The organism is Odoribacter sp. N15.MGS-14 (assembly GCF_000980245.1).
Lineage (GTDB): Bacteria > Bacteroidota > Bacteroidia > Bacteroidales > Marinifilaceae > Odoribacter > Odoribacter splanchnicus.
On the sequence record NZ_LARE01000014.1, the window covers coordinates 1 to 24,271 of the forward strand.

Genomic DNA, 24,271 nt, shown 5'->3' on the forward strand with positions numbered 1-24,271 from the left:
GTGAAGGAAAGCCTTACCGGACCGTTCCAGGCGAACCGGTCTGACGGCACAAAACCCGGAATCGGAATAGAAAGAAAAAATATACCTGCCATAAAATTAAAGAAAGGGAGAATTGAAGGTTACTCTTCTTTTCTCCCTTTTTCAGATTATAGGACGTTTTAATTATACACTCAGCTTTTAGAACTGTAACAGCATTGCTCCGCAGGAGTAGCCCCCGCCGAAAACGGTAAGGCCGACCAGGTCTCCGGGTTTCACTTTATGCAGGTTTTCGGAGAGAGAGATGGCACAGCTCGGGCTGCCGGTGTTACCTCGTTGTTCGATATTCATCAGAAAACGTTCCTCCGGGATATCGGTTTGCCTGGCTATCGTTTTGATAATGCGCTGGTTGGCCTGATGCGAAGAAATCCAATTCAAATCCTGGACAGTCTTACCATAACTTTGGGTTACCTTTTCTAAAGCTTCGACCATATAATGACAGGCATTGATAAATACATCGCGTCCTTCAGGCATTCCGATGCCACCGTTCTGTGGGCGGAGATACACCGCTTCGGCTGCTTTGCCGATGTGTCCCAGACCTTGGGTATAGATATCGATAATTCGGGGATCATGCCCGCTATAATTCCCGGCAGAGACAAAAAACGCTACAGCACCGTCTCCCCATAGGTGGCCGCTTTGCGGATCGTTTTCGTTGGCATAAGCTGTGTTGTGTTCTGCTCCGATGATCAGGGCTTTGGTCGCTTTCCCCAGAGCAAAATAGCCTTGTGCAATTTCCATCGCATTGATAAAAGAAGAACAGGCTGAGGAAACACTCACACATTTGGCGTGCTCGATGTGATAACGGCGTTGCACCATATGGGCCGGGGTAGCAACGGTATCGTAGGGGGAATAGGTTGCTGCGATGATTAAATCGATTTCCTCCATGGGATAAGGCAAATCGGTGGTGGCAAGATCCACTGCTTTTATCCCCATCGTATTGGTGTTTTCATTTGCAGCTGCTTTACTGCGGTTTTTGATACCGGTCCGGGAATAAATCCATTCGTCGTCCAGACCGTTTACTTCCTTGAAGTAAGAATTAGGAACCACAGAGTCCGGTAAATAGTGGGAAATTTTGTTGATAAACAATTCCATAGATTTAGCATTATGTTTCTGTTAGCTGTGATTTTGACATCAAACCTTCGTGCTAACAAGAAGTATGCCATATCCTCAGCCTTTGTTTAATATTCCATTAAATAGTAAGTCGACATATTCACGCAGCGACTGATAATTCCTTTTCCGGTGCCCGATGATAATAAAGGGTTGCTCCAGACTTTTGAACATAATCAGCAGCGTTTTTGCGAATGAGGAAGGATTATTGATATTGAAGAGGCCTTGCTCTTTACCGTTCTGCAAGATACGGGTTAGCAATTGCCGTTCTTTCATATCGATACCCTTACGCAACTGTTCAACTCGCAAATTGTTGAAAATAAAATCATAACGGATGTATTTGTTCTGACGGACCAGATTGTCGATCACATTGAACCGCGCTAAAATATATAATTTTAATTTGCGGTCGGGAGGAAGTGCAGAGTCTGCGGCCTTCTGCAATTTCTCATTAATGTCTTTGACATGATCCTCGACTACATAGTGATAAATCTCTTCTTTACTCTTAAAATGCATATATAAAGTCCGCCGACTCATGTTTGCTGCCTGAGCAATATCATTCATCGTTGCTTTATAAACGCTCATTTCTGAGAAAAGAGACTTGGCAACATGTATGATTTTATTCTTTGTCTTACTTAATTTTGTTCTCATAAATCTTGCGGTTGTGACTTTAAATTGCACAAAACACAAAATTTTGTGCAATTATAGCTATTTTCTATGACATTTATGGGCAAAGATAGTTTTTTTAACGGAAGAAAATGAGGTTTTGAGGATTGTTAAGTGTTCCAACGATTGCATAACCCCGGTATTTTATGTTTTATCCCTCTCCGATTCGTGTAAAAGGATGACAAATGTCATGTTTTATTGTTGAAGCGGGTGGTATCTTTGCGCGCGAATTGGGAGAGGTGGTGGAGGTGGCGATCGTTTTTTACAGCGTGTAATTTAATTGTCTGATTATGAATGTTACAAAAGTTTCCTTCTACAAGGAAAAAATTTTTTCGGCCCGGTGGTTTCAAACTTGGGGAACTCTTTTATTGGGATCTATGGTGATAGCGACCGGTTACACTTTTTTCATGACTCCCTACCAGATCGTTCCGGGAGGAATTTATGGTATTTCTACCATTTTGAACTGGAAACTGGGATTCCCGATCGGTATGGCGGCATTGTGTTTTAACCTGCCGTTGAGTTTGATCGGTTTTAAAATATTAGGCCGTGATTTCGGTTTGAGGACTTTTATCTGCTTTTGGTTGGTAGCTTTGTTTGCCGACGGTTTTCCGTGGGCTCTGGAACATTGGTGTGGCTATACGGCAGAATTTGCACATGATCCCCTGCAATTGGTCAAAGGAGGTATCGACAATCCCGATGCAACGAAGGAAGGGGTATTGTTGGCCAGTATCTTCGGAGGTGTGGTTATCGGAGTCGGAGCCGGATTGATTTTCAAGACCCGTTCTTCGAGTGCCGGTACGGATGTTTTGGCTGCCGTATTACATAAATTGACCCGCAGGCCTTTGGGGATGATGCAGATGACTGTCGACCTGATTATCGTGGTATTGGGTTTTGTGGCTTTCCCGGATTGGAAAACTCCGTTTTATTCCCTGATCACTATTTTTATTATGGGGAAAGTAATCGATATTGTCATCGGTGGGTATTCCAGCGATAAAACTTTTTTCATCATATCCGAAAAAACAGAAGAATTACGTCGGTTTATACTTTCGGAATTACACCGGGGCGGCTCTATCGTACCGGTCAACGGGATGTGGAACCGTTCGGAGAAAGAAATGATTATGACGGTCGTCAACCGTAAAGAGGTGACTACTTTGCAACGGGCCATCCAGCATATCGATCCTCATGCTTTTACCATGATCCTGAATGCTCAGGAGATTATGGGGCAAGGATTTAAACGGATGGATTGGGACGATAACAAGTAAATACCTGAGTTGCACGGTCGAAAATGCCCTGGAGCCAGGCGATAGTCATGCCGTAGTTGCTGACCGGAATCCGGGCATCGATGGCCGGTTGCAGACGGTGGCGCAATTGGGTGGCTGTGATCATACAGCCTCCGCATTGAATGATCAGGGCATAATCCGTTATCGGACGTGCGATCCGGTCTAAGCCGGCGATATGGTCGAATTCCAGCTGCTTTCCGGTATACTTACGAAGAAGGGCGGGGATTTTGACCCGGCCGATATCTTCACAGGAAACATGATGGGAACAGGATTCGAGCAGAAGAATCCGGTCGCCGTCTTTCAGTTCCGGGATGCGGGAGGTCCCGGCCAGATATCGGTCGAAATTGCCTTTATGGTGTGCCAGAATAATGCTGAAACTGGTGAAAGGAATATCCTGGGGAATCCAGGGGGCTATTTTGCCGAATACCTGACTATCTGTGATTACCAGGTCCGGTCGTAACGAATTCCGCTGAAAATAAGTCGTGATTTCTTCGGGTTGGACGACAATACCGATACCATGCCGGTCCAATATCTCTCTTAACATTTGTACCTGAGGCAAGATCATCCGGCCTGTCGGAGCTTCCGAATCGATGGGGGTGACCAGCATAACCACTTGGCCGGGACAAACCAGATCCCCTAACAGAGAGGAAGAATTTTGCCGGTTTACCAAAGTGCCGATTTTTTGAATCAGCATTTCTCTTTTAGCCTGGCAAGTGGAGAAACCGATAACCGGGGTACCGTATTTTTGCAAGAGTTTTTCCCGAAGTTGCTCCTGTAAAGGTTCCAGGTCCGATTTATTGTGTACGATCAAAAAAGGAAGTTTTAACTTTTGAAATTCTTCGGTCAGTATTTCTTCGAAATGACCGAATCGGTTGCCGGTGATTACCAGTAAGGCTGCATCGGCTTGCCGGATGGTTTCGAACGTTTTTTTTACCCTTAATTCCCCGAGTTCACCTTCGTCATCCGTTCCGGCAGTGTCGATTAAAACGACCGATGCAACTCCCGGGATTTCATAACTTTTCTTTACCGGGTCTGTTGTCGTGCCGGCAATGGGGGAGACAACGGCTTTGTCCTGTTGTAAAATCGTGTTGGCGATAGAACTTTTTCCGGTATTTCTCCGGCCGGTGATGACGAGATGAAATTTATCCATGAATCGGGGTTATTTATACATGCTGACTTCTTCTGCTGTGATTGTCGGGCTTCCGAGAATAATCAAACGTTCGACGACGTTGCGGAGTTCACGGATATTTCCGGTCCATTCGTAACTTTTCAGCGCTTGTAAAGCTTCCGGTGTAATATTTTTTTGTGCTATCCCCATTTCGTTGCAAATGGTTTCCAGAAAATAGGTCACTAACTCGTCGATATCTTCCGGACGGTCTTTCAAAGGGGGAACTTCGATAATTATAACACTCAGACGGTGGTATAAATCTTCCCGAAACCGTCCTTTGGCAATCTCTTCTTTCAAATTTTTATTGGTTGCTGCGATGACCCGCACATCTATCTGAATATCCGTGTCGCTTCCGATCCGGCTGATTTTATTTTCCTGTAAGGCCCGGAGTACTTTAGCCTGTGCTTCCAGGCTCATATCCCCGATTTCGTCGAGGAATAAAGTCCCTCCCGAGGCTAGTTCGAATTTCCCTTTCTTCTGTTTGATCGCCGAAGTGAACGATCCTTTTTCGTGTCCGAACAGTTCGCTTTCGATCAGCTCCGAAGGAATAGCTGCACAGTTGACTTCTATAAAAGCTCTGTCGTTACGGTGACTTTTTTCGTGCAACTGATGGGCTACCAATTCTTTACCACAACCGTTCGGTCCAGTGATGAGTACCCGGGCATCGGAAACCGCCACTTTATCGATCATGATACGGATATGATTCAATGCATCCGAATGGCCGATCATCTCGTATTTCTTACTGACTTTGGTTTTTAGCTTTTGGGTCTCCTCGATAAGCTGGTTTTTGTCCGTTGCGTTTTTGATCGTAATCAGAATCCGGTTCAGGTCCAGCGGTTTCTCGATGAAATCGTAAGCTCCTTTTTTGATGGCTTCGATAGCTGTATCTATGGTGCCGTGTCCCGATATCATGATGACCGGCACATCGGAAGTAAATTCTTTGATTCGTTCCAGTACCTCGATTCCTTCCATTTTAGGCATTTTGATATCACAGAACACCACCTCCGGTTTTTCAGTTTTCACCGACACCAATCCCTCCATGCCGTTTTCAGCTAATACGACTTCGTGTCCTTCGAAAGAGAGAATGTCTTTCATCGAATTACGGATGCTACGTTCGTCGTCGATTACAAGTATTTTTGCCATGGTCATTTTTTTTACACGGATAGCAAAATTAGGAATAATTTCGAAATCCTCAAATTTCCGAATCTTCAAATGTTTTCATAGCTTTGTAGCTAGGATGATTGTCAAATTATTTGGAATACGCTTATGAGATATATTTTATCTGTTCTGATTGTTTTTTGTTTGATTTGTCCCGATACGCTGGGACAGCGTAAAAAAGTAGGAGTCGTGCTGAGTGGTGGGGGGGCGAAAGGAGTTGCTCATATCGGTGTGCTGAAAGTGCTCGAGGAAGCGGGGATTCCGATCGATTATATTTCCGGGACGAGTATGGGGGCTATTGTCGGAGGGTTGTATGCTGTCGGATATAATGCCAAGGCGCTGGATAGTTTGGTCAGGATGCAGAACTGGCCTTTCTTGCTGAGCGATAAGGTATATCGTTTCAACCAGCCTTTTACCGAGAAAGAATCCAATGAGAAATACCTCATTTCCCTTTCTTTTTCCCAGGAAAAAGGTCTTTCGGTACCGGCAGGTTTCGTGAGCGGACAGAATATTTATAATCTGTTTTCCGAATTGACCATCGGTTTTCACGATTCGATTCCTTTCCGGGATTTACCGATTCCGTTCGCTTGTGTGTCGGCCAATATGATCGATGGGAAAGAAGTGGTGATGGACAAGGGGATACTGCCTTTGGCGATGCGGGCGAGTATGGCTATCCCGGGAGTCTTCGCTCCCGTAACTATCGATAGTATGGTATTGGTAGACGGAGGTATCTCGAATAATTTTCCCGTGGATGTGGCTAAAAATATGGGAGCCGAAATTACCATCGGGGTGGATCTCAGCACAGGGTTGAAAGATGAGAAAGGACTGGATAATATCATGGGGATCGTCGATCAGCTGACGGCTTTTATGGGCATGAAGAGTTATGAGAATAATAAAGCGATGGTGGATTTGTATATGAATCCGGATCTGAAAGGATTTACTGCGGCCAGTTTTACTGCGGAGGCTATCGATACGATGATTCAAAGAGGAGAACGGGTAGCCCGGGCCAATTGGGATAAAATTATGGCTTTGAAGAAACAGATCGGTCTTGAACCGGACGAAGATGCTGCTCCCCATCTCGAAAACAGGTTTTTGGAAACAGACACTCTTATTATAGGAAAAATTTCTATCGAAGGAGTGAAGGAAAAAGATGAAAAATGGATACAACGGCAAATCGGGATCAAAGAATTTTCTGTCATCACCATGGATGATTTACACAAAGCGATTTCTTTTTTATACGGTACCGGGGCTTTTGCCAATGTAAACTATGCCCTCAACGGGGATCAGATTTATGACCTGACGCTACGGCTGAAAGAAAAACCGGCCAGTTCACTGAATCTGGGATTCCGTTTCGACTCGGAAGAAATGGCTTCGATCCTGTTGAATACAACCCTTAGCCATAGGGCGTTGAGGGGGTCCAGACTGTCGATTACCGGACGTTTGAATAAAAACCCTTACGTATTGGTGGATTATTCTTTCGGCAGTAATATGCTGAGAAAATTGGGCGTATCCTATATGTTCAAATACAACGATATCAATCTGTACGATAAAAAAGACAAAGTCGATAATATTACTTTCTCTTATCATCGCGGAGACCTGAATTTATCGGATATTTATTTCCGGAATTTCAAATTTCAATTGGGGTTACGGTATGAATATTTCAATTATAAATCCGTCCTGTACAATACCGATTATATAGCGGAAAATCTGAAGTCACAAGGATTTGCCAGCTACTATGCTTTAGCTCATTTCGATACTTACGATAAGAAATATTTTCCGGACAAGGGGATGAGTTTCCGGGCTGATTATTCACTTTACACCGATAATATGGTCAATTATGACGGGCATGCTCCTTTTTCGGCCTTATCGGCCGATTTCGAACCGACCGTCCGGCTGACCCGTAGGGTATATCTTTTGCCGGCTTTGTACGGAAGGGTATTGATCGGACGCGATATAGCCATTCCTTATCTGAATTATGTCGGTGGAGAAGTAGCCGGAAGGTATATGAATCAGCAATTGCCTTTTTACGGTATCCATAATCTGCAGGTGTTCGATAATTCGGTGGTCGTGGGGCGTTTACAGTTGAGATATCGCTTGGGAATGAGGCATTACATCACTTTAACCGGGAATTATGCCAAACAGTCGGAAAGCTTTTTCGATATTCTGAAAGGAGACGATGTTTGGGGTGGAGGTGCCGGTTATGCTTATAATTCCATTATCGGACCGATCAGTGTCACCTTCGATATGTCCAATTGGGACCAGAAATTAGGGGTGTATTTCAATCTCGGCTATTATTTTTAAATTGGAGTAATTGTAATAAAAACGGAAATAAATGGGAAAATATTGGATTTGCATCTGTTTGGCCTGGGGGTTAGGGATCGGAGGTTGTACACCGGTACAGCAATATCGGTATACCGAAGGAAAGATTTACGGTACATTTTATCATATATCCTATGCTTCTGACGAGGATTTGAAAGAGGAAATCCTCCGGCAAATGGAGTCGGTAAACGCTTCTCTTTCCATGTTTAATCCCGAATCGGTTATTGCCCGTCTGAACCGCAACGAGACGGATAGTACAGATGCTCTGTTTCAGAAAATGTATGCGATGGCTTTGCAAGTAAACCGGAAAACCGAAGGAGCTTTCGATATTACGGTCGGACCTTTGGTCAATGCCTGGGGATTCGGTTTTAAACAAAATTCTTTCCCGGATTCTGCCCGTATAGATACATTACGGCAATTTGTAGGTATGGATTTACTGACTTTGACGGAGGGGAAATTGCAGAAAAAATACCCGGAAATTACGCTGGATGCCAGTTCTATTGCTAAAGGACTTGGAGTAGATTTGGTGGCCGAATACTTCGAGCGTAAAGGCTTGAACGATTATATGGTAGAGATCGGAGGAGAGGTCAGGGCCAAAGGACAAAGCAGTAAAAAACGGCCCTGGCGGATAGGAATCGACCGTCCCGAGGAAGATGTGACCGCTCGGAACCGCCGGTTACAAATGATTGCCGGACTGAGTCAGGGGGCTTTGGCTACTTCGGGCAACTACCGGAATTTTTATGTGCACGACGGTAAAAAGTATGCCCATACGATAAATCCCAAGACAGGTTATCCTGTTCAGACCGAAGTGCTCAGTGCATCGGTTTATGCTCCTACCTGTATGGAAGCCGATGCTTATGCCACTGCTTTTATGGTATTGGGATTGCAAAAAGCCCGGCAGATTGTTTTGGCCGATCCTGAACTGGAAGGCGCTTTTATTTATCTGGAAGAGGGAAAAATGAAAAACTGGATTTCACCTGGCTTCGAAAAATTGATTGTAGAAAAATAGAGAGGAGTGAGGGAAAATGATGAAGAGAATCGTATTTACACTCATCATTTGTTTTTGGGTTGGAAGGGTACTGGCTATAGACCATAGGATTCCGGCAGTACAAGATTCTGTGCGCCTGGATACCGTTAAGAAAAGTTTACAGGCACAGTCTTTACAACATCTTTTGGAGCGGGATTCCTTGCCACTGATGACCTTACCGGTTTCTGAGGCACAGATGAAGATGTCTCCGGTCTATTTACCGGATAGTCTGATCCGGGATACCCTGCGGTATGAATATACCAAGATTAAAGACTTTGCCTATAAGGCGAAATGGACGAAAGAACTTTATAAAATGGTCTTCGTCAATCCCCGCCGCGGCTATCTGAATGTTATGCGTACCCAGAACAGTGAGGAAAGGTTTAAAGCTTATTCCGGGAAAGTGATTCATGATATTTCTATTGTTGTTCTGCCTCCTTATGGAACTAGTGTTTACGATACCACTTATTTCGAGGAAGATATGGGATGGCTGAAAACTTTAGCCAACAAAACCCATATGAAAACGGCCGAAAAAGTGATCCGCAGGCAGTTGACGATAAAACCCGGCATGTTATTGGTACCTTTTGAGTTGGTGCAAAATGAAATTTTGTTGAGAAGATTGGATTATATCGATGATGCGAATATGATCGTTACGGAAGATCCGGACAACCCTGCCCAGGTGAATGTTACCCTCATTTGTAAAGATCAGCTTTCGTGGGGAGCGACGGTCGAATCGAATTTCTTGAATTCTTTCGATATCGGACTCGAAAATAAAAACTTTATGAAATTGGGACATGTCCTGAATTATGAGTTCAGTTACCGGGGAACCAAAGACAAAAAATGGGGAAATGAGTTGGAATATAAGGTAAACAGTCTTTGGGGGACTCATATCAACATCCGGGGATATTACCGCAATGATTACCGTGAAAAAGAAGTTTTCGTAGATGTCGAAAGGCAATTCCTGACCAACCGGATGAAATGGGCCGGAGGGATGGGAGTAGGACGTGTTTTTTATTCGGATGATTTACCGGACCGGAATGTAAACCGGTTGGAAGAGTTGTTCAATTATCATTATCAGGACGTATGGTTAGGTAAATCTTTTTTGTTGCCTTACCGGTATAGCTATAACCAGAATATGTTTCTGACGGGTCGTTTTTTCACGACCCTTTTCAACAATCGTCCTTTGGTTACAGACGATACCAACCATTTGTATTATAACCGGAGGGATTATTTTGCCGCTTTTACTTACATCAAAATGAAGTATTATAAGGCCAATCTGATCTATGATTTCGGGCGTACGGAAGATATTCCTACGGGATTGATGCTTAGTCTGACCACGGGGTATGAAAAGAGTGAATTCGATAATTATGGCTATATCGCCGGAGAGTGTCACTATTCCCATTTTAATAAATACGACGAGCGTTATTACGCCCTGGAAGCAGCCTTGGGGTCTTATGTCAACGAAGACGGTTTCACCCGGGGAACGCTGAAATTGGGAGCCAGTCATATCAGTAATTTGTGTAGCTGGGGCAGTTTTAAATTCCGTTTCTATAACGACGTACATTATGTGAAAGGAATCCGGCGTTATCCGGGCGATTTTTTGTATATGGAAGATCGGAATATTCGCGGATTTTCATCCGATACACTAAGAGGAAATCAAAAACTGTCGTCTTCTTTGGCGACTACTTTTTTCTTGCCCTATATTAAAAAAGGATTCCGGGTTTCCATTTCTTCTTTCTGTGATTTCGGTGTGATTGCCGCCGACAATAAAAAATTGGTACACAGCAAAACATATTGGGGATTCGGGGTAGGAGTCAACCTGAGAAACGATAATGTCGTCATTAAAAATATTTCTTTTCGTTTTGCCGTTTATCCTACTATTCCTGAGGATGGCAGGAGTTTTCAAGCGATACTTTCCAGTGGGAACAGAGGCAGTTTTTATGATTATCACGTAACAAAACCACAGGTGATTCAGTATGAATAGGAAATACGGATAGATCATGACAAGTTTTGCGTCATCTGATATTTGGTTAGCTTTTATTATGACTCTGGTTGCAGCGATTTCTACTTTTATGGGAGCGATGACGTCGTTATATTTCAGAAAAGTCAACCAGGTTACCCTCTCGGTCATTTTGGGATTTGCAGCCGGAATAATGATTTATACCGCTTTTATGAAACTGATGCCCGATTCGATCAGCATCCTATCCTCCCAATTGTCTTATGCTCAGACGAAAATCACCAGTACGGTCTGGTTTTTTGTCGGTATCGTTTTGTTGTATCCTTTAGGATATCTGGTGAAGTTGTGGAAGAAAAAAGAGGTGGAACGCTACGACGCTTCACTTCAATATTACCGGCGGGTAGCGATATTGGTGCTTCTGACGATTACCGCCCATAGTTTCGTCGAAGGGCTGGCGACTTTTCTGTCGTTTTTGGCTACTCCTTTGGTGGCTATTCCTCTGGTTCTTTCTATTATTGTCCACAACTTTCCCGAAGGGATGACGATCGGAGCCCTGTTTAATAAAATCAGTGATTCGATGAATCGCCGCCGGGCTATATTCTACAGTGTGATCGCTTCCTTATTCGAACCGATCGGAGCCCTGATGGCTTATATTTTTATTCTGAAATATTCTAATCCGGTTTTAACCGGAATACTGAAAGCTTTTCTTTCCGGACTATTGGTAGCCACTGCACTGAATGAACTGATTCCCAATTCCCAACTGAAAGGGAACCGGAAGGTGTCGGTACAGAGTATTATTTTAGGCATGTTTATTATGGGTGTCGTCTTGGTCAGTGCTTCGATTTTTTAAAATTTTACAACAATTGTAATTATTTCAGAATTTTTTAACGTTTCTCCGGTCTGAGGTTTGGAGGATGTGCCTCTGCGGTTTATCTTTGCTGAAAATATAAAGATAGGGTATTTTGTTGATTCATAAATAATTAATTGGTTGTAAATGAAAAAAGTCTTCTTGTTTTCTTTATTTTTGGTTTTAGGGTTAGTTCTTTCACAGTGTTTACCGGTTTGGTTGGGGGAGGCATTCCTGACAGCTGAAAAGGTAGCGAAGACTTTGATGTTCGTTTGTCTGGCATTTATTATGATTAATGTCGGGCGGGAATTCGAATTGGATAAAACGAAATGGAGATCTTATGCTGCCGATTATTTTATAGCTATGGCTACTGCTGCCGTGCCCTGGATTATGGTCGCTTTTTATTATATGTTCTTATTGCCTGCCGATTTATTCGGGAATTGGGATGCCTGGAAAGAGAATTTATTATTGAGCCGGTTTGCGGCCCCTACTTCTGCCGGTATATTGTTTACCATGCTGGCTGCTGCCGGGTTACGGCGCGAGTGGATCTATAAGAAGACCCAGGTGCTGGCGATCTTCGACGATCTCGATACGATCTTACTGATGATTCCCTTGCAAATATTTATGATCGGTTTTAAGTGGCAGTTATTTGCCGTGGTGATTGTGATCACTTTTTTATTAGTGATCGGTTGGAAAAAACTGGGAACGATCCGGTTGTCCCAAACCTGGAAATCTATTTTATTTTATGCTGTATGTATCGTAGCTGTAACGGAAAGTATTTATCTTTTGACCAAGTGGATGATGGGAGCTGACGGAGCGATTCATATCGAAGTATTGTTGCCTGCCTTTGTCTTGGGAATGGTGATGAAGACTGTCCATCAACACGGGAACCGGGACGAAAAGATAACCGGAATGATTTCTTATCTGTTTATGTTTCTGGTGGGGTTGAGTACACCTCAGTTTATCGGTATCAATCATGGACACCGGATTACAGAAGCTGTGGGGATTATTGCTGCACAGCCTATGCCTTCCTGGGAGGTATTGATTGTGCATGTGATCGTTGTTACTTTACTTTCGAATTTGGGAAAGATGTTTCCGTTGTTTTTCTATCGGGATCGGCAATTGGAAGAGAGACTCGCCCTTTCTGTCGGTATGTTCACCCGGGGGGAAGTTGGGGCCGGAATTATTGTCATCGCTATGGGCTATAATCTGGGCGGTCCCGCTCTGATTATTTCTGTATTGAGTTTGGTACTCAACCTGCTTTTGACCGGTGGTTTTGTGGTCATTGTGAAACGTTTGGCACAACAGGCTTATGGACTGAAAGAATAGACGGAATAAAGATACCTTTTCTTGGGGACAATGGAGAAAAGAAGAATAAACTTTCATTCTCCGTTTCTCCAAATTTATGGTAGGTTTGAATAAGTTCATAAAGTCTATGGACCTGCGGGTGTGGCCGGACGGAACCGGAGTTTGTATTATTTCGCCTCTTTCTTCTTAAATAACCGTCGGAAAAATCCTTTCTTTTCTTTGGTTTTTTCTTCGGTAGTTCCGGGATGTTTCACTTTTTCCAGTTTACGGTTCGAGATCTTTTCGAGCAGGTTCAAATGTTCTTTGAAGGTCGGTATTTCCGTTTCTTTTTGCTGAGGTGGTAAGGCAAAAGGGAAGGAGAGTCTGTTCCAAACCTGATAATTCGGGCTCTCCAGGCAATCTTTCATAAACCGGCCGAAAATAGGCATAGCCATATTGGCGCCTTGTCCTAAACGGATGGTGTTGAAATGGATGTTTACATCGTTGGCTCCGACTCTGATTCCGACGACTATCTGGGGATTATATCCGATAAACCAGCCGTCTACCTGATTTTGGGTCGTACCGGTTTTCCCGGCCATTTCATTATGCAGACCGTATACCGAACGCAATCTTTGCCCTGTTCCTTCGTCGATGACTGCCGAAAGCATATTGCTCATTAAATGGGCTTCGTTTTCAGGCAGTACTTGCCGGGGAATTTCGGGCTGAGCTTTGAATATCAGATTACCTTGGCGGTCCTTGATTTCTTCCAGGTAATAAATCGGACGGAGGTTTCCGTTATTGGCAAAAGTCATAAAAGGACGAACCATTTCCTGCAAGGGGATATCGGCTACTCCCAAGGCTAAAGAAGGATAGGGAGGAAGCTCGGAGGTGATACCCAAACGGCGGGCATGATCGATAACGGTGTCTATGCCCGTCTGAAGCAATACTTCGACAGCGATGGTATTGATCGATTTACTAAGGGCTCCTTTCAAGGTGTAATATCCCTCGTAATTGTTGTCCGAATTGCGTGGGGACCAGTCGTCATATTCCGGATAGGTTTTCTGTTCATTTTTGTAATAAGCGTCCAGACGGGTCCCCTGATGTATAGCTGCACTGTATACGACCGGTTTAAAGACCGATCCTACCTGGCGCGGGGCTTCAACCTGGTCGTATTGGAAATATTTATAGTTCAGATCACCGACCCAGGCTTTTACTTTCCCGGATTGTGGTTCCACAGCAATCATTGCCGGATGCAAAATCTTCAGATAATGCTTGATCGAATCGATCGAAGAATAATCTACCCGCATTTCTCCCTCTTCCGGGCTGTATACCAGCATCGCTTTTTTTTCATTCAGAATTTTCAGTATGTCTTTTTCAGCCAATCCCTGATGTTTCAATCGTTGATAGACCGTACTGTTCTGAATAGCATTTTTCAGTATCGCGGGATTTTTGTCCCAGGGTTCTTGTTTATCCAGGTGGATGTAATAGGATTGCTGTAATTTTTTCATGTGCTCTTGAACGGCATTTTCTGCATATTGCTGCATCTCTGCGTCCAGAGTTGTTTTCAGGATAAGACCGTCCTTATATAGGTTGTAGTTCGTACCGTATTTTTCGTTGTATTCTTTGAGGATCCGGTCGGCATCCCGGCGTATTTTTTCGCGTAAATAAGGAGCCAGACCGGAAAAATGGTTGACCGGAATGTAATGCAGCTGTAGTTCTTCCTGCTTTATTTTTTCACCGGTCTCTTCATCCAGATAATCGTATTTCATCATTTGGTCGATTACCGTGTTGCGACGGTTGAGCGCCCTTTCCGGATGCAGACGCGGATTGTAACGCGAAGGTCCTTTGAGCATACCGATCAACGTGGCTGCCTGAGGGATAGTCAGATCGGAAGCAGAGGTTGAAAAATATTTTTGAGCGGCACTCTCGATACCGAATGTATTTTCCCCGAAAGATACCGTGTTCAGGTAAAGGGTGAGGATATCGTCTTTGCTATAAATGTTTTCCAAACGATGGGCTGTAAACATTTCTTTGAGTTTCACAACCGGTATAAAGGTCACCTGCTGTTCGTCCCGGGGATACAGATTTTTAGCCAATTGCTGACTGAGCGTACTTCCGCCGCCTGAACTACGGTGTCCCAGCAGAACAGTTTTGAAAAATACCCTCAGCATACTGATTTTGTCTACGCCTTCATGTTCGTAAAAACGGACATCTTCGGTCGCGATCAGGGCTTTGACGGCATAAGGGGAAATATGATTGAAATTGACATTGGTACGGTTTTCGACATAATATTTACCGATCAGCAAGTTGTCTTCGCTATACAATTCCGAAGCTTCGTCATTACGGATATCCCGCAATTCGGCATAATCCGGTAGCTTACCCCAAAGACCGGCATATACCGAGTAGACAAATAGAGTGATACCGATTGCGAGAAACAGGATAAATAGCACCCCGTATTTCAATAGCTTGAACTTGTGGTGGTGCCGGTGAGAAGAAACCGCTTTTTTATGTTTTTTCTGATATTGTTTTTGGGCCATATGCTGAAAAGCTAAGCATATAATTCGACTTAGCCGGACAAAAATACAAAATAATTTCTTTTATCGGTCGGACTTCGGCTAGTACCGACATGCCCGCTGGCAGTTTGAAGGGTACGAGGATGAAGTGAAACCTGAAATGCTGGGGGAAAGTGAAGAAAATATTTAAAAGAAAAGTCCGGATGTAAAGTCCGGACTTTATACCTAAGGAAACAGAAGGGTTATTTGATGATTTCAACCATGGCACAACGATTCCATTTGTTGTTGTTTTTGTAGTAAGGTTTTTCTTTACCTACATATTCGATAACCATCCGGTTAGAATTGATGCCGTAATCTTTTTTCAACATATTGGCGACAGCCTCGGCTCTTTCTTGTGAAATCCGGAGATTTACATTGATCGGACCGAATTTATCGGCATAACCTACGATGCGGATTTTGACATCCGGGTTGTTTTTCATGAAAGTTCCGATATTGTAGATCAACGGGTCATAAATATCCTGAACCACGGCGCTATTGAATTTGAACGGGATGGTAGAGGGGATAGATTCTACGATTTCTACATTTTTCGTTTCAACCGGTCTAACCACTTCTTTCTCGATAACTTTGATCTCTGGCGGACGGTTCTGTAACTGAGTCACTTGATTAGCTAATACCAGGTTGGCGGCAGCCATTTCGTCGATGACAGCTTGTTTCGGTGCGGTACGGAAACCTCTGCCTTTGAAATAATAGGTAACCCCTGCAGTAAGTCCACCCAGCCCATCGTTCGGGAAACCACCGGTTTCTACCATCTTATCGTTGAAGATCATGCCCTGGAATTCGATGTTGGCATCGAATCTTTCAGAAATCTTGTATTTGGCTTGAATACCGCCATGGATGGTGAAAGATTGCTGATGTTTCCGGGTCATACCTCCGACACCGAAGAAAGGAACGATATCGAATTTACGGTCGGGGTTGTATTTCGCGAAGAAATTTATCAATCCCATCATAAAGTCGATGTTCATGTGCATATAATGCATGTGTAACATACTTCCGGCATTATCGGTGAAACCGTGTAATGCTCCGCCACCGCCTTGTAACCGTAATCCCCACCAGGGGTTGAACATTTTACCTACAGCCAACTCAGGCATAAAAGTAATCGTGTTTTTAAATTTTGCCTGTGAGGAATGTTCGGCAAAGAAAGCATTCGCTCCAAAATTTGCAGAAACAAACCAGTTATGCCAGAATGGGTTGGCTTCAAATGAGGTTTTGTATCCCGGAAGACGTTGTTCTATAATGACTTCCTCGACTTGCGCCTGGGCCTTTGTTATTCCACATAGACCAGCAACCAAAACAATTAACATTAATCCTTTTTTCATAACATTTTTATAATTAAGTAACTTATAATATTGACATTACATTTCGTTTGTTGTTATTATCTTTTGATTTAAAATAATAGAGGTGTCAATGAACTTGTATTTTAATGTCAAAACTTACCGGAATAACGTAGTTTGGGGGGAGGACGTTTCAAAATAGGGTCAATAAAATGTGAGTTTTTATGATTTTTAACCTTTTACTTTTAAGCTTTACATATTTTTTTTATCTTTGAACTCCGATCGTATTTCTTCCGGGGAGTATGGTCGGAGGAGGATGATTGCTTATTTTTAATCAGATACATATAAAACAAAAGTGGACCCGTCCACAGACAAAAATTGACGAACATGTTAAACATTGCATTATTTGGTCCTCCGGGAGCAGGAAAAGGTACTCAGGCAAAAAAGATTGTAGAGAAATATAATCTGGCCCATCTTTCGACAGGAGATATGATCCGCAAGGAAATTGCGGAAGGAACCGAGTTAGGTAAAATAGCGGAAGAGATTATCGCAAGGGGCGAATTGTTGTCTGATGAATTTGTGGTGAGACTGATCGAAAATAGTATGGCTCAGCATCGGGGAGTGAACGGATTCCTGTTCGATGGTTTTCCCCGTACTGTGGCTCAGGCTGAGATTCTCGACCGGATGTTGGAAAAGGAAGGTACTCCTTTGAAAGGATTGATCTGTATCCATGTCCCTTTCGAAGAATTAAAACGCCGGATGCTCGAACGGGCTAAAATCGAAGGACGGGCTGACGATAACGAAGAGGCGATTGCTAAACGGTTCCGGGAATATAATGATAAAACCGTCCACGTGGCTAATCATTATAAGAAGAAGGGAGTGCATATCGATGTCGAAGGAAATTGTCCGGTAGAGGAAGTGTTCAATGCTATTACGAAAGCGATAGAGGAAATGAAATAAGGTAGATCGGCTTGGTTTCGATCGGAATCCTTTAGAAATGAATCGGCGGAACTCGGGTCGGGAGTCAGTGTTTATCCCGAACGAAGTTCCGCCGATCAGTAAAGTGCCGGTCACGAAAGAACATTATTTTTTCAGTCCTTTTCTTTCCAATAGCGGTTCGATGCCGGGTTCTTTGCCCCGGAATTGTTTATAAAGTTTCATCGGATCGTCCGAACCTCCCCGGGAGAGTATATTTTCCCGGAAAGCTTTGGCTTTCTCCGGATTGAAAATATCTCCGGTTTCCTTGAATGCAGCAAAAGCATCTGCATCCAACACTTCTGCCCAGGTGTAGGCATAGTAGCCTGCCGAATAACCTCCGTTGAAAATATGTCCGAAATAAGGACTGCGGTAGCGGACGGTGATTTCAGGTATTAAACCGATCTTATCCAGTACTTCTTTTTCGAATTTTTCCGCATCGATCGGATCGCTGTTTTGAATAGTGTGGTACGCCATATCCAATAGGGCGGCCGACATAAATTCCGTCACAACGAAACCCTGATTGAAATGACTGCTGTTTTGAATTTTATCGATTAACTCCTGGGGCATCGGTTCACCGGTTTGCCAATGGTGGGTATAGATTTTTAAAACTTCGGGATCTCCGGCCCAGTTTTCCATCACCTGGGAAGGCAATTCGACAAAATCGCGGGCAACCGAGGTGCCTGCCACACTGGGGTAAGTACATTCGGATAGTAGTCCGTGTAAAGCATGCCCGAACTCATGGAATAGGGTACAGGCTTCATCGAAAGTAAGCAAGGCGGGCATATCTCCGGCCGGTTTGGTGAAATTGCAGACATTGGTAATGACCGGACTGGAATTCAATAATTTAGATTGCGGGCGGAAAGCGTCCATCCAGGCGCCGCTGCTTTTACCGGCCCGTGGAAAATAATCGGCATAATATATTCCGATGTGTTTACCGTCGGCATCTTTGACTTCGAATGCCAGGGCTTCGGGGTGGGGAAGAGGAAGGTTGTCGAGTTGTTCGAAAGTCAGGCCATATAACTTGTTGGCTACATAAAAAGCACCTTTACGGACTTCTTCCAGCGGAAAATATTGGCTGATTTCGGTTTCGTTCAACCCGTATTTCTCTTTTTTCAATTTTTCAGCATAATAGCGCCAGTCCCAGGGAGCTAGTTTGAACCGTCCTCCGGTTTTATCGATCATTTTCTGTAGTTCCCGGGCTTCTTGCCTGGAGATCGGTAATGCCGCTTCCCAAATTCGATTACATAATTGATATACGTTCTCCGAATTTTTAGCCATATTATCGTCGAGGACATAGCTGGCATAGTCGGGGAAGCCTAACAGCCGGGCTTTTTGTACCCGTAAAGAAACCATTTTGCTGATGTTGGCCCAATTGTTGTATGCATTGTCCTGACTGCCCCGGTCGATATAGGCTTTGTAGATCTGTTCGCGCAGATTACGGTTGTCTGCATATTGCAGGAAAGGCATAATACTGGGATTCTGCAAAGTGAATACCCATTTCCCTTCCAAACCGTTTTCTTTCGCTGTCTCGGCAGCAGCAGCGATGACACCTTGCGGGAGCCCGCTCAGGTCTTTTTCATTATCGATCACCAACCGGTAGGTATTCGTTTCATGCAATTGGTTGGCTCCGAATTTCAAACTCAGTAAAGCCAGTTCACTATTGATTTTTTTGAATTTTTCCTTGTCTTCTGCCGAAAGATTGGCACCACCACGAACAAAGTTGTTGTAATATTTTTTCAATACCATTTTTTGTTCCGTAGTCAGATTTTCTTTGTCCTGGTTATCGTATACCGTTTTGATCCGGGCAAATAGCTCGGCGTTCAGATTTATACCGTCCGTATGAGCCGTGATTTCGGGCATAATCTCCTCTGCAATGGCATTGATCGAATCGTTCGTATTGGCTTCCCGGAGATTGAAAAACACATAAGATACCTTGTTTAACAACTGCCCCGATTTTTCCATGGCCTCGACGGTATTGGCAAAAGTGGGAGCTTCCGGATTTTTCAGGATGGCCTGAATTTCTGCTTCCTGTTCTTTTATCCCTTCCCGGAAAGCCGGAAGGTAATGACGATTCTGAATTTTGTCGAAAGGAGGCACTTCGAAAGGAGTATCGAATGGGATTAAAAACGGATTGTCCGTAACCGGTTGGGGGTGATTGCAGGATTGCACCACTATTCCTGCAAAACAAATGACATACATAATTTTTTTCATAAAAGTGAGGTAAAATTGTTTTTGATCTTTACACACAAAGATAGCTATTTAATAGGCTAAAGTGCAAATAAACGGATAAATATAGTAAAAACGGGGACTGCGGACAGTTATTGTTCCCAGTTTGAGGCAGGTATAAATCCATGACGGGGAAATTATTCGAACTTTTTTTGTAAGACATTTGCTTATCTGAAAAAAATGTATTTCCTTTGCATCCTGTTTGGAAAGCGTTTATAAAAAATACTGAGAGATGTCAAGAGTTTGTCAAATAACCGGAAAAAGAGCAATGGGTGGAAACCATGTATCTCACTCTAAAAGAAGAGTAAAGAGAACATTCTCGATCAACCTGTTCAAGAGAAATTTTTATTGGCCAGAAGAAGACAGATGGATTCGCCTGAATGTTTCAGCCGATGGTCTTCGTTTGATTAATAAAAGAGGTTTAAATGCATGTTTAAAAGATGCTACTGCTGCTGGATTAATTAAAACTATTTAAAATCACTGACGATGGCAAAGAAAAGCAAAGGAAACAGAGTGCAGGTGATTCTTGAATGTACTGAACAAAAAGAATCCGGCGTGCCAGGAATGTCCCGGTACATCACTACCAAGAATAGAAAGAATACTCCTGAAAGATTGGAACTGAAAAAGTACAATCCGTATTTGAAAAGAGTAACGTTACACCGTGAAATAAAATAATTGAACTATGGCAAAGAAAACCGTTGCAACATTGAAAACCGGAGATGGTCGTGGTTATGCAAAAGTAATCAAAATGGTTAAATCTCCGAAAACTGGTGCCTATATGTTCAAAGAACAAATGGTTACCACCGATCAGGTAAAAGAAGTATTGAAGAAATAAGATGTTTCTTTTATATAAAAGAAAAGCGCTTTATCAAAAAGCGCTTTTTTATTTGCCTTACGTTTATATAAACGTTCATGTATAAGGTAGGCCGATAGTTACAAGAGGAATGGTTGCCTGTGTTATTTTAGCAGGCTTGTATTCATGCGGGAAACATGATGTTTATAAGGGGATGGGCAAGACAAGGTGGAATTTTTGAACTGCCTTTGAAAGGATTTTATGAGGCAGTTCTTTTTTTGAGATTACGGATCGAATGTTAAAAAAATACTAATATTCGGTTTTTCTATTTATATATAAATATATGTTTATATATTTGTACTGTGAAATGACAGAGAATAGGACACTTTATAAACTTTAGACGGCTTTATGGGAACACAATGTTTTACGAAAGAAGAGCTTGAACATATCGCTTATGCCTTGAAAGCGGTAGCACATCCGAATCGGTTGGCTATCATTTGTCTGTTGTCCAGGAACGAGGAATTGAATGTTTCGGAAATCTGTGAACAGATGGCTTGTAGCCAGGCGTTGATTTCCCATCATTTGACGGATATGTATGCAAAAGGTATTCTTCAAATCCGGCGTGAAGGACGTAACGCCTATTACCGTCTGGCCGACGATCGGGTGACTAACGTGATGCGTTGTATGATGAAGGCTGGAGGTTGAGAAACCGGAAGCTATTTTTTTATTTATTATATAAATGTATGTTTGAATATTTAATTATAAAAAGGAGGTTCTTATGGAAAAATTTGAAGAGTTTATAAATAGTGAGACACCGGTATTGGTGGACTATTTTGCGACCTGGTGTGGTCCGTGTAAAATGATGCATCCGATATTGGATGAATTGAAAGAGCGTTTGGGGGATAAAGTCCGGATTTTGAAGATAGATGTAGACGTTCCTGCCAATCGTCAAAGTGTTTACGCTTATCAGATCCAGTCTGTACCGACTTTGATGCTTTTCAAAAAAGGACGGATGTTGTGGCGCCAGAGTGGGGTAGTCAGAGTCCCTCGATTGGAAGAAATAATCAAACCCTATTTAGCCTCTTAAATTACCGGACATGAAGTATATGATTATCGGCGGAGTTGCCGGTGGTGCGTCTACGGCGGCTCGTTTGAGAAGATTGGATGAACAGGCTGAAATAATACTGTTTGAAAAAGGAGAATACATTTCATATGCGAACTGTGGATTACCTTATTATATCGGTGGGGTGATCGAAGAAAGAGAGCGTTTATTTGTACAGACTCCCGAAAGTTTCAAAGCCCGTTTTAATATCGAAGTTCGGATAAAATCGGAAGTAAAAGCGATCGAGCCTGAAAATAAACAGGTCGTTATAAAAGATTGGGCTACAGGAAAGACATATCGGGAGTCGTTCGATAAATTGGTATTGTCACCGGGAGCCGAGCCGGTACTTCCACCTTGGGAAGGGATTCGGACCGAAGGTATTTTTACCCTCCGGAATGTGGCTGATACAGATCGGATCAAAGCGTGGGCCGGCCGTCAGGAAGTGAAGAAAGCCGTTGTCGTCGGAGCTGGTTTTATCGGACTGGAGATGGCGGAAAATCTTCATGAGCTGGGTATACAAGTGACTGTTGTCGAGATGGCGGATCAGGTGATGACACCTGTCGATTTCGAGATTGCCGCAGTAGTTCATCAGCAGTTTAAAGATCGAAAAGTGGGGTTATTGCTTCAGGAAGCGGTGGCTGCTTTCTGCAAAACAGAGAACGGATTGCAAGTAGAATTGAAAAGTGGTAAAGCCTTACAGGCCGATTTGGTCATATTGTCTATCGGCGTGCGTCCCGATAACCGTTTGGCTAAAGAGGCCGGATTGAAGATCGGGGAAACCGGTGGTATTTGGGTGAATGAATATTTGCAGACTTCCCATCCGGATATCTATGCCGTAGGAGATGCGATCGAATTCCCCCATCCTGTAAGTGGGCGTCCGTCGCTTTCTTTTTTGGCTGGTCCGGCAAATAAACAAGGACGGATATGTGCCGAAAATATCGTGGATGGAAATATACGGCCTTACAAGGGAGCTATCGGGACAGCGATCGCTAAAGTGTTCGATCTGACGGTCGGGGCAACCGGATTGTCGGCGCGGGTACTTGAACGGTTGGGAATAACCTGGCAGGAAGCTATCGTTCATGCCGGTTCGCATGCCGGTTATTATCCGGGAAGTATTCCGATGACTTTGAAGATTAATTTTTCCCCGGAAGATGGAAAATTACTGGGAGCTCAGGTGGTTGGGATGGACGGAGCGGATAAACGCCTGGAAATGTTGGCTGCAGTCATTCGTACCGGTGGTTCGGTTCAGGACTTGATGGAATTGGATCAGGCTTATGCACCACCTTTTTCCTCGGCGAAAGACCCGGTGAATATGTTGGGATTTGTAGCCGATAACAGGATGCGGGGCAAAGTGAAAATGATCGGTTGGAAAGAGTTGGAAGCGTGGGATAAGAATACCCTGACTTTAGTGAATGTATGTTCGGAAGAGGAATGTGAGCTGACTACGATCGAAGGGGCCGTCAATATTCCTTTGAATGAATTACGTGAACGTCTGGGAGAACTTCCGAAAGGGCGTCCTGTGGTCGTGTTCTGTGCCGTAGGATTAAGAGGATATATAGCTGCCCGAATCCTGATGCAAAGAGGGTATGAAGTTTACAATCTGAGCGGTGGTTTAAAGACGTATAAAGCGGTTACCGTCCGGCAGAGCAATGAGATTTTACCGGAGACTTTACAGAAAGAACAGAGTCGGTCGGGTGGAGGAGGCCGACACCTGACCGTGGATGCTTGCGGATTGCAGTGTCCGGGACCTGTGATGAAACTGAAAAGTGGAATGGAGGGTTTGAAGATCGGGGAGAGGCTCGAGATTACAGCTACCGATCCCGGTTTTGTCAGGGATGTCGGGTCATGGGCTAAAATGACCGGCAATCGGTTGGTGCAGGTGGTACAGGAAAAAGGAATCATTACGGCTACCCTGGAAAAAGGAGAAGGAGGACAGGGAGGCGGGAAGGATGGTGTTTCCGCTGACGGAAAGACCATTGTCGTTTTTAGTGATGACTTGGATAGGGCGTTGGCTTCGTTCGTGATAGCCGATGGGGCAGCTTCTGCCGGACGTAAAGTGACGTTGTTTTTTACCTTTTGGGGATTGAATGTGATCAAGCGGAAAGCTACTGTACCGGTAAAGAAAGATATGGCTGGAAAGCTGTTCGGTATGATGTTGCCTTCGGGGAGTCATAAGCTGGCTTTGTCCAAACTGAACTTGGGAGGGATCGGTTCACGGATGATGCGGGGAATGATGAAAAATAAAAAGATAGATTCTCTGGAGACTCTGATGGAGCAAGCGAAAGCGAATGGGGTAGAGTTTATCGCCTGCCGGATGTCGATGGAGGTTATGGGAATAAAAGCCGAAGAATTATTGGACGGAGTGAAAATCGGAGGTGTGGCTACCTATCTCGAAAGAGCCGAGCAAGCCAATATCAATCTTTTCATTTGAAATTCCGTCCCTGAATCCGAAAAAAAGAGATTAGCATTTGCTAATCTCTTT

Annotated in this window: 20 protein-coding genes; 13 read left to right on the forward strand and 7 right to left on the reverse strand. The window is 43.7% G+C overall.

The genetic code is table 11. The features are described from left to right. Positions 1 to 177: 177 nt before the first annotated feature. Positions 178 to 1,128, reverse strand: a complete 951-nt coding sequence (locus tag WS34_RS04920; protein WP_013611188.1) for a 3-oxoacyl-ACP synthase III family protein — start codon at positions 1,126 to 1,128, stop codon at positions 178 to 180. 75 nt (positions 1,129 to 1,203) lie between these two features. Then, on the reverse strand, positions 1,204 to 1,791 hold the full coding sequence (locus WS34_RS04925) for a TetR/AcrR family transcriptional regulator (RefSeq protein WP_013611187.1): 588 nt from the start codon (positions 1,789 to 1,791) through the stop codon (positions 1,204 to 1,206). A 305-nt stretch (positions 1,792 to 2,096) separates the two neighbouring features. Between WS34_RS04925 and WS34_RS04930 the strand changes: the two genes are divergently transcribed. Then, positions 2,097 to 3,068 carry a YitT family protein gene (locus WS34_RS04930; protein ID WP_013611186.1) on the forward strand — a complete coding sequence of 324 codons (972 nt, stop codon included), beginning with the start codon at positions 2,097 to 2,099 and terminating at the stop codon, positions 3,066 to 3,068. On the opposite strand, the gene hydF is transcribed toward WS34_RS04930, so the two are convergent. Together hydF and WS34_RS04940 are read right to left on the reverse strand one after the other, a co-directional pair. Continuing rightward, positions 3,037 to 4,236 (reverse strand): [FeFe] hydrogenase H-cluster maturation GTPase HydF, encoded by a 1,200-nt coding sequence (gene hydF, locus WS34_RS04935; protein WP_046403520.1) that lies wholly within the window; start codon positions 4,234 to 4,236, stop codon positions 3,037 to 3,039. The two genes, WS34_RS04930 and hydF, sit on opposite strands and share 32 nt — an antisense overlap. Before the next feature lie 9 nt (positions 4,237 to 4,245). Beyond that, the gene (locus WS34_RS04940) at positions 4,246 to 5,397 is read right to left on the reverse strand and encodes a sigma-54-dependent transcriptional regulator (RefSeq protein WP_013611184.1); all 1,152 of its coding nucleotides are present in this window, start codon (positions 5,395 to 5,397) and stop codon (positions 4,246 to 4,248) included. Positions 5,398 to 5,520: 123 nt separating this feature from the next. Here WS34_RS04940 and WS34_RS04945 point away from each other — a divergent pair, with 123 nt between their 5' ends. The 5 genes from WS34_RS04945 to WS34_RS04965 all read left to right on the forward strand — a co-directional run bounded on the left by WS34_RS04945 (position 5,521) and on the right by WS34_RS04965 (position 12,888). Continuing rightward, positions 5,521 to 7,713, forward strand: a complete 2,193-nt coding sequence (locus WS34_RS04945; protein WP_013611183.1) for a patatin-like phospholipase family protein — start codon at positions 5,521 to 5,523, stop codon at positions 7,711 to 7,713. Between the two features lie 31 nt (positions 7,714 to 7,744). After that, positions 7,745 to 8,740 carry an FAD:protein FMN transferase gene (locus WS34_RS04950; protein ID WP_013611182.1) on the forward strand — a complete coding sequence of 332 codons (996 nt, stop codon included), beginning with the start codon at positions 7,745 to 7,747 and terminating at the stop codon, positions 8,738 to 8,740. 16 nt (positions 8,741 to 8,756) lie between these two features. Beyond that, positions 8,757 to 10,739 carry a BamA/TamA family outer membrane protein gene (locus WS34_RS04955; RefSeq protein WP_229032319.1) on the forward strand — a complete coding sequence of 661 codons (1,983 nt, stop codon included), beginning with the start codon at positions 8,757 to 8,759 and terminating at the stop codon, positions 10,737 to 10,739. A gap of 16 nt (positions 10,740 to 10,755) precedes the next feature. Beyond that, entirely contained in the window at positions 10,756 to 11,562 is an 807-nt protein-coding gene (locus tag WS34_RS04960) for a ZIP family metal transporter (protein ID WP_013611180.1), read from the forward strand. A 144-nt stretch (positions 11,563 to 11,706) separates the two neighbouring features. Continuing rightward, positions 11,707 to 12,888, forward strand: coding sequence for a cation:proton antiporter family protein (locus WS34_RS04965; RefSeq protein ID WP_046403523.1), 1,182 nt, complete (start codon positions 11,707 to 11,709; stop codon positions 12,886 to 12,888). Between the two features lie 146 nt (positions 12,889 to 13,034). Here the strand turns inward: WS34_RS04965 and WS34_RS04970 are convergent, their stop codons facing one another. Together WS34_RS04970 and WS34_RS04975 are read right to left on the reverse strand one after the other, a co-directional pair. Continuing rightward, the gene (locus tag WS34_RS04970) at positions 13,035 to 15,383 is read right to left on the reverse strand and encodes a penicillin-binding protein 1A (RefSeq protein ID WP_046403524.1); all 2,349 of its coding nucleotides are present in this window, start codon (positions 15,381 to 15,383) and stop codon (positions 13,035 to 13,037) included. Positions 15,384 to 15,601: 218 nt separating this feature from the next. Then, positions 15,602 to 16,735, reverse strand: a complete 1,134-nt coding sequence (locus tag WS34_RS04975) for an OmpA family protein (RefSeq protein WP_022161298.1) — start codon at positions 16,733 to 16,735, stop codon at positions 15,602 to 15,604. 342 nt (positions 16,736 to 17,077) lie between these two features. Between WS34_RS04975 and WS34_RS04980 the strand changes: the two genes are divergently transcribed. Continuing rightward, a complete protein-coding gene (locus WS34_RS04980; protein WP_013611176.1) occupies positions 17,078 to 17,650 on the forward strand; it encodes an adenylate kinase in 573 nt (190 codons plus the stop codon). Positions 17,651 to 17,773: 123 nt separating this feature from the next. Here the strand turns inward: WS34_RS04980 and WS34_RS04985 are convergent, their stop codons facing one another. Then, positions 17,774 to 19,879, reverse strand: a complete 2,106-nt coding sequence (locus tag WS34_RS04985) for a M3 family metallopeptidase (protein ID WP_022161296.1) — start codon at positions 19,877 to 19,879, stop codon at positions 17,774 to 17,776. 247 nt (positions 19,880 to 20,126) lie between these two features. On the opposite strand from WS34_RS04985, the gene rpmB reads away from it, so the two are divergent. The 6 genes from rpmB (at position 20,127) to WS34_RS05010 (ending at position 24,220) form a co-directional block, all read left to right on the forward strand. Further along, a complete protein-coding gene (rpmB, locus tag WS34_RS04990; protein ID WP_013611174.1) occupies positions 20,127 to 20,369 on the forward strand; it encodes a 50S ribosomal protein L28 in 243 nt (80 codons plus the stop codon). 11 nt (positions 20,370 to 20,380) lie between these two features. Then, positions 20,381 to 20,569 (forward strand): 50S ribosomal protein L33, encoded by a 189-nt coding sequence (gene rpmG / locus WS34_RS04995; protein ID WP_013611173.1) that lies wholly within the window; start codon positions 20,381 to 20,383, stop codon positions 20,567 to 20,569. A 7-nt stretch (positions 20,570 to 20,576) separates the two neighbouring features. Then, positions 20,577 to 20,729 carry a DUF4295 domain-containing protein gene (locus WS34_RS15425; protein WP_013611172.1) on the forward strand — a complete coding sequence of 51 codons (153 nt, stop codon included), beginning with the start codon at positions 20,577 to 20,579 and terminating at the stop codon, positions 20,727 to 20,729. Between the two features lie 366 nt (positions 20,730 to 21,095). Next, positions 21,096 to 21,392: an ArsR/SmtB family transcription factor gene (locus tag WS34_RS05000; protein ID WP_013611171.1), complete on the forward strand. Its 297-nt coding sequence runs from the start codon at positions 21,096 to 21,098 to the stop codon at positions 21,390 to 21,392. A 73-nt stretch (positions 21,393 to 21,465) separates the two neighbouring features. Next, a complete protein-coding gene (gene trxA / locus WS34_RS05005; protein WP_046402496.1) occupies positions 21,466 to 21,774 on the forward strand; it encodes a thioredoxin in 309 nt (102 codons plus the stop codon). A gap of 10 nt (positions 21,775 to 21,784) precedes the next feature. Continuing rightward, positions 21,785 to 24,220, forward strand: coding sequence for an FAD-dependent oxidoreductase (locus tag WS34_RS05010; RefSeq protein WP_046403527.1), 2,436 nt, complete (start codon positions 21,785 to 21,787; stop codon positions 24,218 to 24,220). The last annotated feature ends 51 nt before the right edge of the window (positions 24,221 to 24,271 follow it).

Coding starts and splice junctions, on each gene's coding strand:
- WS34_RS04920 (WP_013611188.1), bottom strand. CDS start 1,128: ATGGAATTGTTTATCAACAAAATTTCCCACTATTTACCGGACTCTGTG.
- WS34_RS04925 (WP_013611187.1), bottom strand. CDS start 1,791: ATGAGAACAAAATTAAGTAAGACAAAGAATAAAATCATACATGTTGCC.
- WS34_RS04930 (WP_013611186.1), top strand. CDS start 2,097: ATGAATGTTACAAAAGTTTCCTTCTACAAGGAAAAAATTTTTTCGGCC.
- hydF (WP_046403520.1), bottom strand. CDS start 4,236: ATGGATAAATTTCATCTCGTCATCACCGGCCGGAGAAATACCGGAAAA.
- WS34_RS04940 (WP_013611184.1), bottom strand. CDS start 5,397: ATGGCAAAAATACTTGTAATCGACGACGAACGTAGCATCCGTAATTCG.
- WS34_RS04945 (WP_013611183.1), top strand. CDS start 5,521: ATGAGATATATTTTATCTGTTCTGATTGTTTTTTGTTTGATTTGTCCC.
- WS34_RS04950 (WP_013611182.1), top strand. CDS start 7,745: ATGGGAAAATATTGGATTTGCATCTGTTTGGCCTGGGGGTTAGGGATC.
- WS34_RS04955 (WP_229032319.1), top strand. CDS start 8,757: ATGATGAAGAGAATCGTATTTACACTCATCATTTGTTTTTGGGTTGGA.
- WS34_RS04960 (WP_013611180.1), top strand. CDS start 10,756: ATGACAAGTTTTGCGTCATCTGATATTTGGTTAGCTTTTATTATGACT.
- WS34_RS04965 (WP_046403523.1), top strand. CDS start 11,707: ATGAAAAAAGTCTTCTTGTTTTCTTTATTTTTGGTTTTAGGGTTAGTT.
- WS34_RS04970 (WP_046403524.1), bottom strand. CDS start 15,383: ATGGCCCAAAAACAATATCAGAAAAAACATAAAAAAGCGGTTTCTTCT.
- WS34_RS04975 (WP_022161298.1), bottom strand. CDS start 16,735: ATGAAAAAAGGATTAATGTTAATTGTTTTGGTTGCTGGTCTATGTGGA.
- WS34_RS04980 (WP_013611176.1), top strand. CDS start 17,078: ATGTTAAACATTGCATTATTTGGTCCTCCGGGAGCAGGAAAAGGTACT.
- WS34_RS04985 (WP_022161296.1), bottom strand. CDS start 19,879: ATGAAAAAAATTATGTATGTCATTTGTTTTGCAGGAATAGTGGTGCAA.
- rpmB (WP_013611174.1), top strand. CDS start 20,127: ATGTCAAGAGTTTGTCAAATAACCGGAAAAAGAGCAATGGGTGGAAAC.
- rpmG (WP_013611173.1), top strand. CDS start 20,381: ATGGCAAAGAAAAGCAAAGGAAACAGAGTGCAGGTGATTCTTGAATGT.
- WS34_RS15425 (WP_013611172.1), top strand. CDS start 20,577: ATGGCAAAGAAAACCGTTGCAACATTGAAAACCGGAGATGGTCGTGGT.
- WS34_RS05000 (WP_013611171.1), top strand. CDS start 21,096: ATGGGAACACAATGTTTTACGAAAGAAGAGCTTGAACATATCGCTTAT.
- trxA (WP_046402496.1), top strand. CDS start 21,466: ATGGAAAAATTTGAAGAGTTTATAAATAGTGAGACACCGGTATTGGTG.
- WS34_RS05010 (WP_046403527.1), top strand. CDS start 21,785: ATGAAGTATATGATTATCGGCGGAGTTGCCGGTGGTGCGTCTACGGCG.